Origin of the sequence: Bordetella sp. (assembly GCF_051960075.1) — a bacterium.
Lineage (GTDB): Bacteria > Pseudomonadota > Gammaproteobacteria > Burkholderiales > Burkholderiaceae_B > Bordetella.
In genome coordinates this window covers 102,490-117,291 of sequence record NZ_JBQCER010000058.1, presented here as the reverse complement: position 1 = coordinate 117,291, position 14,802 = coordinate 102,490, and the positions used below count along the sequence as shown (strand labels likewise).

Genomic DNA, 14,802 nt, shown 5'->3' with positions numbered 1-14,802 from the left:
AGCCGTTCAAGACCGAAGCCTTCCACAACGGCAAGTTCGTGCCGGTCACCGACGATTCGCTGAAGGGCAAGTGGTCCGTCCTGATCTTCATGCCGGCGGCCTTCACGTTCAACTGCCCGACCGAAGTCGAGGATGCGGCCGACAACTATGCCGAGTTCCAGAAGCTGGGCGTCGAGGTTTATTCCGTTTCGACCGACACGCACTTCTCGCACAAGGCCTGGCACGACACCTCGGAAGCCATCAAGAAGATCAAGTACACGATGATCGGCGACCCGACCTGGGAACTGTCGCAGAACTTCGAAGTTCGGCGCGCCGGCCAAGGCCTGGCCGATCGCGGCACCTTCATCATCGACCCCAATGGCGTGATCCAGGGCGTTGAAGTCACCGCCGAAGGCATCGGCCGCGACGCCAAGGAACTGCTGCGCAAGGTCAAGGCCGCCCAATACGTGGCCTCGCATCCGGGCGAAGTCTGCCCCGCCAAGTGGAAGGAAGGCGAGAAGACCCTGGCTCCTTCCCTGGACCTGGTCGGCAAGATCTAAGCAGCACAGCCAAGCAGCAAATAGCGCAAGACCCCGCCGCCCGGGGCCACGAGCCCCGGGCGCGCACAGCAAGCCTACGAACTACCCAATACAGGAAACGCAATCATGCTGGACGCCGCCATCAAGACCCAAATGCAAACCTATATGCAGATGATCTCGCAGCCCATCGAGATCGTCGCCTCGGTCGACGACGGCGAAAAATCGCATGAATTGATCGAACTCCTGAAGGAAGTCGCAGCCATGTCGGACAAGATCTCGTACACCGAGCGTCGCGACGACAACGAGCGCAAGCCTTCTTTCAGCATCAACCGTCCCGGCGAACACATCGGCATCCGCTTTGCCGCCATTCCGCTGGGCCACGAATTCACGTCGCTGGTGCTCGCCCTGCTGCAGACCGGCGGCCACCCGATCAAGCTCGACGCCGATGTCATCGAGCAAATCAAGAACCTCGAAGGCGACTACACCTTCGAGACCTATATGTCGCTGTCGTGCCAGAACTGCCCAGAGGTCGTGCAGTCGCTCAATGTGATGTCGCTCATCAACCCGCGTATCCGCCACACCACGATAGACGGCGCCCTGTTCCAGAGCGAAGTCGAAAGCCGGGAGATCATGGCCGTTCCCACGATCTACCTGAACGGCGAGACCTTCGGCCAGGGCCGCATGGGTGTTGCCGATTTTCTCGCCAAGCTCGACGCCAATGCCGGCGCCCGCGATGCGGCCAAGCTCAACGCCCGCGATGCTTTCGACGTGCTCATCGTCGGCGGCGGACCTGCCGGCGCAGCGTCGGCCATCTACGCAGCCCGCAAGGGCGTGCGCACCGGGATCGCCGCAGAACGCTTCGGCGGGCAGGTCCTCGACACCCTCGCCATCGAAAACTTCATTTCGGTGAAAGAGACCGAAGGCCCGCGCCTGGCCGCCGCGCTCGAAGAGCACGTCAAGGAATACGGCGTGGACATCATGAATACCCAGCGAGCCGTTGAACTGATTCCTGGCGCCGACTACGTTCGGGTCAGGCTCGAAAACGGCGCCCTGCTCAAAAGCCGCTCGGTCATCCTGTCCACCGGCGCGCGCTGGCGCAACGTCAACGTGCCGGGCGAACAGGAATACCGCAACCACGGCGTGGCCTACTGCCCGCACTGCGACGGCCCCCTGTTCAAGGGCAAGCGCGTCTCGGTGATCGGCGGCGGCAACTCCGGCGTCGAAGCGGCTATCGACCTGGCCGGCATCACCGAGCACGTGACCCTGCTGGAATTCGGCGACGAGTTGCGCGCCGACGCCGTCCTGCAGCGCAAGCTGTATAGCCTGCCCAATGTCACGGTGCACGTCCAGGCGCAGACCACCGAAATCACCGGCGACGGCACCAAGGTCAACGGACTGACCTACACAGACCGCAAGTCGGGAGAAAGCCATCACGTCGAGCTCGAAGCCGTGTTCGTCCAGATCGGCCTGGTGCCCAACACCGAATGGCTCAAGGGCACGGTGGCGCTGTCAAAGTTCGGCGAAATCGAAGTCGACGCCCGCGGCCAGACTTCGGTGCCGGGCGTGTTCGCCGCCGGCGACTGCACCACGGTGCCGTACAAGCAGATCGTCATCGCCATGGGCGAAGGCTCCAAGGCCGCGCTTTCGGCCTTCGACCATCTGATCCGCACGTCGGCGCCGGCCGACGCGCAGACGCAGGCCCTGGCCGCCTGACCGAGGTGCGATTCCCGCACCGTGATCTCGCCGCGCACAAGGCGGCAGATCACGGCCGCGGGCACGCAGAACGCCGCGGCGACGCGGTTTCCGGCCGATCTCTCCGGCGTTGCCTTATCTGTCCAGCGCCGGGTGATTCGCCTGAGGCCTGTCCAGGTAGTAGCCCTGGACGAAGTCAATGCCGTATTCCCGCAGCAGGCTCAGCGTTTCGGCGTCTTCGACGAATTCGGCCACAGTGTGCTGGCCCATGCTGCGGGCCACTTCGATAATGGATCGCACGAACACCTGATTGCCCTGCTCGCGCGGCAGGTCGCGGATGAACATGCCGTCGATCTTGAGTACGCCGACCTTCAGGTGCTTGAGGTAGGCGAACGACGCAAAGCCGCTGCCGAAGTCGTCCAGGCACAAGGTGCAGCCGGCGCCGCGCAGCGCATCGATGAAGCGCTCGGCATCGCGCAGGTCGGAGACGGCGGCAGTCTCGGTCAGTTCCAGCAACAGCCGCTGCGGCGCCACGCCCTGTTCCGCCAGTTGAGCGGCGATGAAAGCGGGCAGATCAGGATCGTCGAGCGAGCGGCCCGAGATGTTGACGGCCAGCGCCGGCAGCCTCGGATGCGCAGCCAGCAGCGCGATGCTTTCGCGCAGAACCCAATGATCGATGTCGAGAACCTTGCCGCTTTTCTCGGCATGGCCGATGAATTGGCCGGGAAGGATGCATTGCGAGGTGTCGGTCTCGTCCACCATGCGCAGCAGGGCTTCCAGGTGCGCCAGCTCGCCGTTGTCCGCGCGGTATACGCCCTGGAAATGCAACCGCAGCAGTCTATGCTCGAACGCACGGTCGATGCGCTCGTTCCACGCGATGCGCGCCGCCATGGCCTGCACGGCATTGTGGTCGGGCCGATAGATTTGCCAACGGTTTTTGCCTAGCCGCTTGGCCTGGTACATGGCCATGTCGGCGTGAGAGATCAGTTCCTCGGTGCCCTGCCCATGTTCTGGATAGTTCGCCACGCCCAGGCTGGTGGTCAGGCGCACGGCCTGGCCTTCGATCTCCAGCGTGGTATAGGCCACGGTGCGCACAATGCGCTCGGCCAGTGCCTGCACGCCGGCCGGTGTGGCGTTGGGTACGAAAACTGCAAACTCGTCTCCACCCAGCCGGCACAGCATGTCGGTGTCGCGCATCAGCGCGCGGATTTCCCCGGCCACGCGCACCAGCATCGCGTCGCCCGCCGGGTGACCGAAGTTGTCGTTGACGTATTTGAACTCGTCAAGATCGAATAGCAGCACGGCGCCCTGATGCTCGGTGCCCGCCTTGTCCTTGAAGAAGCGCGTCAGCTCATCTTCGAAGCAGCGACGGTTGTGCAGCCCGGTCAGCGCATCGCGCTCGGCCAGGATGACGAGCTGCTCGCGCCGCTGCGCCAGCTCGGCCACCATGGTGTCAAAGGCTGCAGCCAGCCGCCCCAACTCGTCGGGGCTGTTCAGCGCGATGGGTTCGGGCATATGCCCCTGGCTCAGCGTGTCCACGGCGCGAGTGACCTGCAACAAGGGGCGGCTTACCAGGGCGTGGACGCGACGGCGCAGCAGCCACAGCATGGGCAGCAGGATCAAAAGCCCCGTGACGAGCATCACGACCCAACTGAGCAGCACCAGGTGATTCACGCGCGACTGGGGCAGCACGTCTACCTGGAACCAGTCCGGCCCGCCTATGCGCGCCCAGGCCACCCACTGGCTGCCGTCGGGTGTACGGCCGGCGCCGGTGTCGGCATGAGCGGCCAGCACCATGCGCTGCACTTGCTCGAGCACCGGATCCTTCAACATGGAAATCTGCAGTTGGCCTTGCGCCTGGGCGATGCGCTCTCGCAGTTGAGAATAGGCGAGCAGGCCGCCGTGGCTGTCCATGATGAGCTGCTGCACGGCCGTACCATGATTGCTGTTCACCGAATCGATCAGCGTCTGGACGGCCACATCCTGCCCTACCGTGCCTATCCAGCGGCCGCGCCAGTCCAGCGGGGCAATGACCGACACCATCCAGGTGTGAGCCTGATGGTCCAGGTATACCGGGGTCCAGAACACCTTGCGCTTAGGATTGCGCCTCGGATCGGATCCCAGCATGGTGGGATACTCGGCGTTGCTGGCGTTTGCGTCGGCGTTGCCGCCCCAATTGATGCCGCGCGCATACACCATCAAACCGTTTTCCACGAAATCCATATAAACGGAGAAAAACGGCGGAACCAACGCAGGGCCTTGTTCGCGAAACAGGTCGTAGCTGATCACGGCGCGCAGTTTTTCCGAATCGGACAGGCCATCCGGCCCATTGTGCAGGTAAAGCGTGGGCGCGTTGACCGGATCCACCAGCTCGAAGCGTACGCGCCACAGCCCGTCCGGGCTGAGCTCGAACAGGCTGTCAAAGCGCTTGATGGTGTCAGGAGGAGCGCTGTCCAGACGCCGCACCAACTCCGTGCGCAGTCGATGGACGCTGGCGTCGGCCTGTAGCAACAGACTTTCGTTCGTTTGAGCCTTGAGTTGCGCCCACTGCTGAATGACCAGCGGCACGACGTGATCGGCTGCCAGTTTCAGCGCAGCAAACCCCAGCACCGACAGCGCCAGCAGCAACGCCAGGAACAACCCCCACAGCGTCAGGGACAAGCGATGAATCAGCGAAGTATTGGGCGATGCGGGCGGCAAAGGTGAGCCTCTGGCTGGATGGGCGTCGTCGCGAGGGTATCAGTTCCGAATTTACCTGAACGATACTGTGCGGATGGGCCACACGTGGAGGTTCAATACCCGCCTATTCCGCCCATTGCAGGTTAGAATATGAGCTCGGGGCCGATCCGGATTCGACGTGGGTCAAGAAACAGCTCAGAGCATGCCGAGCACCAGTAAGCTCGTAAAACCACTGGAAACAAACTAAACGCCAACGACGAGCGTTTCGCTCTCGCCGCGTAAGCGGTGAGCCGCTGCACCGATCTGTCCTTGGGTCGGGCGGAGAAGGGGCAACCCTTCTAAGGATACTTGCCTAGGGCCATAACCCCCGAAGCAACCTCATCCTGTACCGCTGCAGCGTCATTTACAGGGAATCGGTTTGCGCTGGGGTCACACGGCGTACGCCTAAACTACGTGAATCGCCCTGGTCCGGCCTGTCGTCCGGCTAAGTCCAGGGTTAAATCCAAATAGGCCGACTACGCATGTAGAACTGACTGTGGACGATTTACGGACGCGGGTTCAATTCCCGCCGGCTCCACCAAATACCAGTCTAGGGTCATCCAAGACTGTTGTGCCGTTAAGCATAAAGTTGCCATTTGGAAGCTTTATGCTTGATTTTCCGATGGGCAGCATTATGCTTTATCGGATTGCGGTGCTAGGCTTTAAAGCTTTGCCTGGAAAGACCACAAAAAACCCCTCCCGTCTGCGACGGCGAGGGGCTTTTTTTCGAATGTCCGACTAGAAATTTAGGGACAAGGCGCTCATCAGACGGGCGTACGGCGTGAGCCGCCCCATCAAATCTCTGGCAACTGAGCAGGTTCTGCTGCGCCAGGGCTGCGCCGCATCACATTTTTTTGTCCTAGACGATATACATCATCGTCACATCGTGACCCACTTGCGTCGACGAGGGTAACCGAACGCACAGAGCACCTCGATACGATCAAGGCAGCACTCGATGGGCTGGGTCTTGCGCCGTTCATCCTGCACGGCCGAATGTCCACAAAACAACGTTCGGCATTGCTCGCCAACTTGGATAAGTTGCCGCCTGATGAGCCGCGCATCCTTTTGGCTACCGGCAAACTGGTCGGCGAAGGCTTTGATCATCCGCCTCTCGATACCTTGGTTTTGGCCATGCCGGTTTCCTGGAAAGGCACGCTGCAGCAATACGCTGGGCGTCTGCACCGAGAGCACACCGATAAGACCGATGTGCGGATTATCGACTTCGTGGACACCGGACACCCGGCGTTGTTACGGATGTGGGACAAACGGCAGAAAGGGTACCGGGCAATGGGATATCGACTGGCGGACATTGCGACGTCGGAATAACACCGAAGCATCCCAAAGGGAGATACCTGGATGTAACGGCCACAAGATCCATAGTTGGATTTTGGGGCAGTTGCGCTGATTGCTACGGTGAATTCATTGAATCTGAAGGTCGCTCTAGGACAAGAGGTAAATCCGCCTTATCCGCAGGTATTTTCATAGGTCCAGAGAGATCCTCTGATGGGTCCGGATCAAGTTTTCATTGCGCCACCATTATTAAAGGATAATGATATTATCTATTAACAATTCGCTTATTATCAAAACTTCACATGCGCAAATCGGATCTGGCTCCGCCGCTGCAAGCCACCTGCGTTCCCGTTCCCGGGAAATCAGGTTGCTTTGCCGTGGTCCCGCCCCCAGCCGTCCCGTCTGTCGACGTTCCGTCCAGTCATGCGCTCATGATGCTGGCCCGGCGCGAGCTGGAGATCCTCGGAGGCGTAATTGCGCGCAACCCAGCACACGCGGATCTGCTTTTTCACATGCTCAACCGGCGCGAGGCTGTCGATAGCAGTCAGATCGAGGGCACGCACACTAGCTTTGATGGCCTTCTGATCCACGAAATCCAGGATGGCACGGAGGATGCGCAGCCCGATGCCGATGCGGACATGACGCTCAATTACGTCCGAGCGTTCGCCCATGGCGCGGCGTGCGTGCAAAAAGAAGGCCAGTCGGCCCTGAGACTGCCGCTCATCCAGTCCTTGCATGAATTGCTCATGCAGGGGGACGACAAGGCCCGGCCTGGCCAGTGGCGCCTGACTCAGAACTGGATAGGGGGCATTCGCATCGAGACGGCCGGCTACATCCCGCCGCCCCCGGAACTCGTTCCCGCTCTCATGGCCGATCTGGAAGGATTGCTGCAGTGGGAACCCGATGGCCCCCAGATCGTCTCGATCCTCATGCGCGCGGCGATCGCCCATGTGCAATTCGAGGCCATCCACCCTTTCATGGACGGCAACGGCCGCACCGGAAGGCTCTTGCTACCCCTGATGTTCAAGGCCGATGGTGAACCGCCTATCCACCTGGCCACGTTTCTGAAAGTGCGCAAACAGGAGTACTACCGAGCACTTGAACAAGTCCAAAAGCACCTGAACTGGGCACCATGGTTGCGACTTTTTCTGGAATGTGTCATCGCCTCGTGCCGACACACGGTGAAGCTCTTTGGCGATCTGCAGGCGCTGCAGACGCAATGGCATGCCGCGGTCTCGAACGTGGCCAAACGCCGTGATGCGACGATCTGGAAGGTGATAGCGCTACTCCTTGGCCAACCGGTGATCTCGGTCAATATGATCGCGCAGCGCCTGGATATCACCTTCCCCGCGGCCAATACAGCGATCGGCCAACTCGTAAACCTGGGTATCCTGCGCCAGGTCAATGAAGAGCAGCGCCGCAATCGGATTTTTCATGCGCACGAAGTCATGAATGCGCTTTATACCGGCCTGGACGATGTGATCCAGGAGGTCGAAAACCAGACTCGCGAGGTATGACATGGTCAGCCTTGGCCTGAGTTTCCGAATAGGTTCAGACCAAGATCTTATGCTTTAGCCAGTAGACAGATTTCGCTTAACGGAACATTGGGCGTGCCGCTAGGCATAAGTTGGCCGACAGGCTCGCTTATGCCTGATAGATCGATGGTCCGCCTCGTACCCTATCGACAACGAGGCGACCTGAGAGGCTTTTTGCTGAATGGCGCAATGACTACCTTTAGGCGCAAAAAAGCCGACTTGGTATCCAAGTCGGCTTTTTCTTTCTGAAGCGGCAACCTTAGCCATGGTCTTGATCGACCAGCCTGCAACGAGAGAATGACTCAAGCAGGAAAATTTGTCGTTACCCCATTGTCCTCTTTATGCTTTATTTCAACGGCTATGGCTTGATGTGAGACAGACCATGCAAGATTTCGACACATTCAAACAGACAGCGACGCAAGCGGGTTTCGACGAGGCGCTGGTGCGTGACTGGCCGCCGAATTTCCAGAATGAGATGCACACCCATCCGTTCGACACGCAGGCGGTTGTGGTGCGGGGCGAGTACTGGTTGACCATGAATGGCGAGATCAGACATCTGAAGACCGGCGATACTTTCACAGTGGCTCGCGGCGTCCAGCACAGCGAGAGGTACGGCCCGGAAGGCGCGGTCTTCTGGGCGGCAAGGAAAAACTGACTGCGAGGATGGCCCGCCCCTGCAGTGGCGCCTCACTGCCGTACCGCCTAGGCATGCGCCCGGATTGAGATGAAGCGCCCGCATGCCTTGCGGGCTTTATGGTGACGTTCTATTGCCTTAAATTATATATATTTATATAATATAAAGAAATAAATTAACTTGATGCCATGAACGCCTCCCACCCGGTCATCGACCTGGGCACCATGCAAGCCGCCGCGGCCAAGGCCTGCGCCTTGCTCAAGGTGCTTGCCAATCCGGATCGCCTGCTGCTGATGTGCCAGTTATCGCAGGAAGAATTGTCCGTGGGCGAGCTTGAGTCGCAGCTCGACATCCGACAGCCCACGCTGTCGCAGCAACTGACCGTGCTGCGACAGCATGGCCTGGTGACGACGCGACGCGATGGCAAGAACATCTTCTACTCCGTCGCCAGCGCGCAGGCGCTTGCCGTCATGACAACGCTTTACCAGCAGTTCTGCACGACAACCCTTCAGGATCTCAAATGACCATCGATCTTGCACACTTCACGCCTGGCCTGTCCTTGATCGGCGGCCTGCTCATTGGCGCGGCGGCGGCCGTGCTTGTGCTGTTCATCGGGCGCGTCGCCGGTATCAGCGGCATTCTCGGCGGCCTGTTGAACCTGCCGCGCAAAGACACGGCCTGGCGAGCGACATTTCTCATCGGCATGATCGGGGCGCCTGTCATTGCAAGTCTGCTCGACAGGCCGGCCGTCGTGCAGATCGATGCGGGCTGGGGCGAAATACTGATCGCCGGCTTTCTGGTCGGCCTGGGCACCCGCTACGCCAGCGGCTGCACCAGCGGCCACGGCGTATGCGGCTTGTCGCGCGGGTCCGTCCGCTCGCTGGTCGCCACGCTGACCTTCATGGCGGCGGGTTTTTTGACTGTCTTTGTGCAACGTCACTTGATGGGAGGCTGACATGACTGCCATGGTTTCCTTGTTCTCAGGCCTGATCTTCGGCATCGGTCTCATGGTTTCCGGCATGGCCAATCCGGCCAAAGTCCAGGGTTTTCTCGATCTGGCAGGCCGCTGGGATCCTTCCCTGGCCTTTGTCATGGCGGGCGCGATTGCGATCGGCTCGCTCGCTTTCGCGGTCGCCAAACGCCGCAAGCACTCGTTCATGGGCCTGCCGATGCAACTGCCCGCCGGCACGGCCATAACGCTGCGACTGGTGCTGGGCAGCGCGGCTTTCGGCATCGGTTGGGGCCTGGCTGGCTTTTGCCCGGGCCCGGCACTAGTGGCCCTGGGAGCGGGTTATTCGAAAGCCTGGGGTTTTGTCGCGGCAATGATCGCCGGCATGATCGTCTTTGAAATCGTGGAACGGGCCAAGCCGCGCGCTGCCCCCGGCAAACGCTGAGATCGCGGAAACCCTCGCGATGCGCAGTATGCATTGCCCTGCCGCCGCATCGATGGCCAGCCGCGGCGGCCTGCTTTTTTCCTCCATCGCCTCATGGCTCGCGCATCGGCGGCCGGGCGGACTCACGACCCCGGTCTCTGCCGCCGTCTGGCCCAGGTAGCCTCGCGCGTATTCTGACAAACAGTCTCCTGCGCGCGCGGCTGGGCGCCTCGAGCCTTGGCAACGGCTTGCGGTTCGGCCCGGTTATCCCTGCAGCGCCTTCAGAGCGCGCGGCATTGGCGGCCTGTAATACCGGCACAGACGCCTAAGACTCCCATAAAAATCAATTTCTTGGAGTTTTTCCCTTATAGCCGCTCCGATCGGTTCGTTTTCATCTAGTTTCTAATATTTCATCCTGTTGCTATCTGGGCGATTTAGATATAGATTGTCCGTATTGAACTTCCCGGAATTGCGCCGAATCCACAGCAAAATCTGCCTTGCCGCATAAGACCGCAGCATTGCCTCCTCGGCATCCTGCATGGGTCAAGTCCGAGCCGAGCCCTATTCGATCGGCAACGACCGCGGTTTACCTCGAAGTTCTTCCGTGACACCGCGCGCCGGCGCAGGAAGCACCGGGGCGCAGATGGAAAGCGACTAACGAGCGTTGGCTCTTATCGCGCCCTGCCCTCGGTATGCGCATCCGGCTCAACATGAACGAGCCTGCCTACAGTAAGTCGCCAGGGCGGCGGCACAAAAGTCGATCGCGCCATAGGTGTTTTTCTCGAACGAGGCTGACATGTCGTCTAACGAATCAAGCGAATTGCCCGTGGAGCGTATCGCGGGAGACATGACGATACGGCGCGCGGTCGAATTGAAGGCCACGCTGTGCAGCGCGCTGGACCAGAGCGCCGGCCTCGGCCTGGATCTCGCGGGCATCACTGATTTCGACACGGCGGGGCTGCAGATTCTGCTGCTGCTGAACAAACAGGCCAAGGCCAGCGGCAAGACGTTCCGGCTCGGCCGCCTCAGCGCGCCGGTGGACGATGCATTCGAATTGCTCAATCTTGGCCAGCATTTCCCTTTTATGTCTGGGCGTGCAACCAGGCCGGAGCGCCAACAGGGCCGGACTGCGGATCTGGATCAATCGCTCAAGAGCTTTGTGCTGGAAAGCCGGGAACGGCTTGCGGACATGGAGACGGCGCTGCTGCAAGTAGAGCAGGCGCAGGCTCGCGGCGATCTGGTCAACGCCATATTCCGGGCGGCTCATACGATAAAGGGGTCGGCAGGCCTGTTCGGGCTGGATCATATCGTCTCATTCACGCACGTGGTCGAAGGCGTCGTGGATCAGGTGCGTGAGAACAGAATCGACATCACCAACAGACTGGTGATTCTAATGTTGTCCTGCAGCGATTACATCGGCACCCTGATCGCCGAAATCGACGCAGGGCGATTCTCGGTCAACGACGAAGTGGCGACGCGTGGAAGCAACCTGATCGAGCAATTGCGCCGGTTTATGAGCTCGAACGCTCCGGCGGGAACCGCGCAGGGCGCGAGCATCACGCGCTGGCATATAACGCTGGACTTCGGCGCGGACGTTCTGCGCAACGGCATGGATCCGCTCCTGTTCATTCGCTACCTGACGCGGCTGGGGCGGATCGTCGAAGTCGCCGTTGCGCCTGATCAGTTGCCAAGTTCGGAGGAAATGGACCCGGAAATATGCTATCTCGGATTCGGGATCGTTTTCGACAGCCCGGCATCGCGCGAGAAAATCGAGGGTGTATTCGCCTTGGTGCGCGACGATTGCACGCTCAATGTCGTCAAGCACGACGGGCAGGCCTTCACGGAGCGCCGCGAGGTCGTCAAGGCAGCTCCCCGGGCCCGAGCCGACGCTAGGGCTGCATCGGTACGGGTGGATGCGGACAAACTCGATCATCTGATCAATCTGGTCGGCGAATTGATCACCGCATGCGCCAACGTGAGCCTGATGGCCCGGCGTGCGCGGGACCCGGACCTGCAGGACTCTGCCTCGGTGTTGAGCAATCTGGTGGAGGAGATGCACGACAGCGCCCTCCAGCTGCGCATGGTCAGGATCGAGAGCACCTTCAATCGCTTTCAGAGAGTGGTTTTCGATGTTTCGCGAGAGCTGGACAAGGATATCCGGCTGGTCATCAGCGGAGAAGAAACAGAGCTGGACAAGACCGTGGTGGAAAAACTGGCCGATCCGCTCATGCATCTGGTGCGCAACGCGATGGCGCATGGCATCGAGCCGGCACACGTGCGAATGCAGCGCGGAAAGCCGGCCCAAGGAATGCTGCGCCTGAATGCTTTTCACGATTCGGGCAGCATCGTGATCGAAGTCAGCGACGACGGCGGCGGGCTCAAGGCCGATAAGATTTTTGCAAAAGCCGTCGAGCGCGGGCTGGTCGACGCCAGGCGCGTCATGAGCGTGAACGAGATCCACAACCTGATTTTCGAGCCGGGTTTCTCCACGGCCGAGCAGATCACCAATCTTTCGGGACGCGGCGTGGGCATGGATGTGGTCAAGCGCAACATCACGGCGATGCGCGGCAGCATAGGTCTGTCGAGCGTGGAGCATGAAGGCACGACAATCAGCATCCGTCTGCCTTTGACGTTGGCGATCATCGATGGATTCCAGGTCGCGGCGGGCGCAAATATTTTCGCGGTCCCGCTCGACGCGATCGAGGAATGCCTCGAATACGTCGCGCAGGAAGGCGGCAGCTACGTCAATCTGCGCGGCGAGATTCTTCCGTTCATGCGGATGCGGGATTTTTTCAACATCGGCGGTCCCGCTCCAAACAGGGAAAGCATTGTGGTGGTCAAGCACGCGGGACAGCGCACCGGGCTGGTGGTAGACACGCTGCTCGGCGAATCCCAGATGGTCATCAAGCCCCTGGGGAAAATGTTCAACCATGTCAAATGCATCAGCGGATCCAGCATCATGGGCAGCGGCGAAGTGGCCCTGATCGTGGATGTGGCATCGCTATGCGAGCAGATCGTTTCGAGGCAAGTGCATCCGATCCCCGTATGCATGGGTGCGCCGGCGAGTTCGATGATATCGACGCAGGAGGAGTAAGCAATGTTCGCGAAAATGAAAGTCGCCAATCGCCTCGGGCTGGGTTTCGGGATTGTGATCGTCCTGTTGTTGATCATGTCGAGCGTAAGCCTGACGCGCCTGGCCACCCTCAACGGCAACCTCAAGCAGATTACCCAGCGCAATTATCCGCAAGTCGTCCTGGCCAACCAAGCCATCGAGTTGTCGCTCGAGAACGACAAGCTGCTGCGGTCGTTCGTTTTATCTGACAACGATAGCCAGCGCGCCGACATGAAAAGCCAGATCGAGGCCAATCGCGCCCGGATTACGACGGATCTGGACAGGCTCGTGAAGCAGATCGATACGCCCGCCGACGCCCAGGCCATGAAGGCCGTGGATATTGCCCGCAATGTGCTGATCCCGATGTACGACACGTTCTACGCACAATACAAGGCGGATCCCAAGCAGGGAATTCATTATCTTCTGACGACCTTTGTAGAAGCGCGAAAAAAATTCGAGAAGGCATTGTCTGCGGCGGAGCAAGTCCAGGCCAATATCATGAGCGATACCGTAAGGCGGGCCGACGAGATGTTCTCGCGGACTCGCAACGAAATCGTCGCGCTCGCAAGCGGAGCGATAATCGCAGCGATCGCGCTATCGCTCCTGATCACAATCCACTTGATCCGCCAGCTTGGCGGCGAGCCGAACTATGTCGTCGACATCATGAAGCGAATTTCGGCTGGCGACATCTCGATGGACATCAAGACGCGGCCGGGCGACACCCATAGCCTCCTTGGTTCCGTGCAGCAAATGGTGAACAAGCTAAAGCGGGTGATCGACGGTCAGCGCGGCATCATTATGGCGGCTAACGAGGGGCGCTTCGACGAACGGATCGATCTCGATGGCCTGAACGGCTTCCAGCACGACATGAGCGACGGCCTCAATCGATTGACCGCCACGGTCGAGAGCAGCATCGATGACGTCGTGCGCCTAATGGGGGCGATGTCCGAAGGCAATCTGACCCAGACCATCGACAAGGAGTACCGCGGTTCGTTCGGGGAACTGAGGCGCTACGCCAACGACACCGTCGGCAAGCTGTCGATGGTGGTCGCCGAGGTAATGAGCAGCGCCGAGGCGCTCGCCAGCGCGTCCGAGCAAGTGAACATCACCGCCCAGTCGCTCGCGCAGGCCGCAAGCGAACAGGCCGCAAGCGTGGAAGAAACCAGCGCTTCGCTCGAACAGATGACGGCGTCGATCGCCCAGAACACCGAAAATGCCAAGGTGACCGACGAGATGGCCTCCAAGGCGGCCCGGGAAGCGTCGAGCAGCGGCGAGGCGGTCGGCGCGACGGTGGCCGCGATGAAGCAGATCGCCAAGAAGATCGTGATCATCGACGACATCGCCTATCAGACGAATCTTCTGGCGCTGAATGCCGCCATCGAAGCCGCGCGCGCGGGAGGGCATGGCAAGGGTTTCGCCGTCGTGGCGGCGGAGGTGCGCAAACTGGCCGAGCGCAGTCAGGTAGCTGCGCAGGAGATCGGCGAGGTCGCGACAAGCAGCGTCGAACTGGCCGAGCGCGCCGGCATCATGCTCACCGAGATGGTGCCAAATATCAAGCGCACTTCCGATCTGGTGCAGGAAATCACCTCGGCGTCGGAGGAACAGTCATCGGGCGTCGGACAGATCAACTCGGCAGTCGTCCAGCTGAACATGACGACTCAGCAAAATGCTTCGAGTTCGGAAGAGCTAGCCTCCACAGCCGAAGAAATGAGCAGCCAGGCCGAGCAATTGCAGCAGACCGTCGGCTTCTTCAAGATCGAAAGCGGCTCCGGCCGCATCCGCTCTGAGCCCGCCACTCGCAGTTCCGTCGCACGCCCGGTCCAGCCCCCCACGGACCATGCATTCAAGATCGGCAAAGGCTCCGCCAGGGCTAACGGCGTGCGTCGCGATGCCGGCGACGAAGCCTACTTCACCCGCTATTGACGAGGCC

At 60.4% G+C, this 14,802-nt stretch carries 11 protein-coding genes and 1 other RNA gene; 11 read left to right on the top strand and 1 reads right to left on the bottom strand.

Going from position 1 to position 14,802, the window contains the following annotated elements; all coding sequences use genetic code 11:
• A partial coding sequence (ahpC, locus tag ACTHJ1_RS09900; protein ID WP_440191367.1) for an alkyl hydroperoxide reductase subunit C occupies window positions 1–539 on the top strand: 539 nt, incomplete at its 5' end.
• Between the two features lie 105 nt (window positions 540–644).
• Entirely contained in the window at window positions 645–2,231 is a 1,587-nt protein-coding gene (ahpF, locus tag ACTHJ1_RS09895) for an alkyl hydroperoxide reductase subunit F (protein WP_440191364.1), read from the top strand.
• Between the two features lie 114 nt (window positions 2,232–2,345).
• On the opposite strand, the gene ACTHJ1_RS09890 is transcribed toward ahpF, so the two are convergent.
• Window positions 2,346–4,871 carry a bifunctional diguanylate cyclase/phosphodiesterase gene (locus ACTHJ1_RS09890; RefSeq protein ID WP_440191361.1) on the bottom strand — a complete coding sequence of 842 codons (2,526 nt, stop codon included), beginning with the start codon at window positions 4,869–4,871 and terminating at the stop codon, window positions 2,346–2,348.
• A 176-nt stretch (window positions 4,872–5,047) separates the two neighbouring features.
• On the opposite strand from ACTHJ1_RS09890, the gene ssrA reads away from it, so the two are divergent.
• The 9 genes from ssrA (at window position 5,048) to ACTHJ1_RS09845 (ending at window position 14,795) form a co-directional block, all read left to right on the top strand.
• Window positions 5,048–5,469, top strand: a transfer-messenger RNA (tmRNA) gene (ssrA, locus tag ACTHJ1_RS09885).
• Between the two features lie 293 nt (window positions 5,470–5,762).
• Entirely contained in the window at window positions 5,763–6,254 is a 492-nt protein-coding gene (locus tag ACTHJ1_RS09880; protein WP_440191385.1) for a DEAD/DEAH box helicase, read from the top strand.
• Between the two features lie 266 nt (window positions 6,255–6,520).
• Window positions 6,521–7,735 carry a Fic family protein gene (locus tag ACTHJ1_RS09875; RefSeq protein ID WP_440191358.1) on the top strand — a complete coding sequence of 405 codons (1,215 nt, stop codon included), beginning with the start codon at window positions 6,521–6,523 and terminating at the stop codon, window positions 7,733–7,735.
• Between the two features lie 400 nt (window positions 7,736–8,135).
• Window positions 8,136–8,408, top strand: coding sequence for a cupin domain-containing protein (locus ACTHJ1_RS09870; RefSeq protein WP_440191355.1), 273 nt, complete (start codon window positions 8,136–8,138; stop codon window positions 8,406–8,408).
• 167 nt (window positions 8,409–8,575) lie between these two features.
• Window positions 8,576–8,911, top strand: coding sequence for a metalloregulator ArsR/SmtB family transcription factor (locus ACTHJ1_RS09865; RefSeq protein WP_440191352.1), 336 nt, complete (start codon window positions 8,576–8,578; stop codon window positions 8,909–8,911).
• Window positions 8,908–9,342 (top strand): YeeE/YedE family protein, encoded by a 435-nt coding sequence (locus ACTHJ1_RS09860; RefSeq protein WP_440191349.1) that lies wholly within the window; start codon window positions 8,908–8,910, stop codon window positions 9,340–9,342. Before ACTHJ1_RS09865 ends, ACTHJ1_RS09860 begins: the two co-directional genes overlap by 4 nt.
• A 1-nt stretch (window position 9,343) precedes the next feature.
• Window positions 9,344–9,781 carry a DUF6691 family protein gene (locus ACTHJ1_RS09855; protein ID WP_440191346.1) on the top strand — a complete coding sequence of 146 codons (438 nt, stop codon included), beginning with the start codon at window positions 9,344–9,346 and terminating at the stop codon, window positions 9,779–9,781.
• A 775-nt stretch (window positions 9,782–10,556) separates the two neighbouring features.
• A complete protein-coding gene (locus tag ACTHJ1_RS09850) occupies window positions 10,557–12,854 on the top strand; it encodes a chemotaxis protein CheW (protein ID WP_440191343.1) in 2,298 nt (765 codons plus the stop codon).
• A 3-nt stretch (window positions 12,855–12,857) separates the two neighbouring features.
• On the top strand, window positions 12,858–14,795 hold the full coding sequence (locus ACTHJ1_RS09845) for a HAMP domain-containing methyl-accepting chemotaxis protein (protein ID WP_440191340.1): 1,938 nt from the start codon (window positions 12,858–12,860) through the stop codon (window positions 14,793–14,795).
• Window positions 14,796–14,802: the final 7 nt, after the last annotated feature.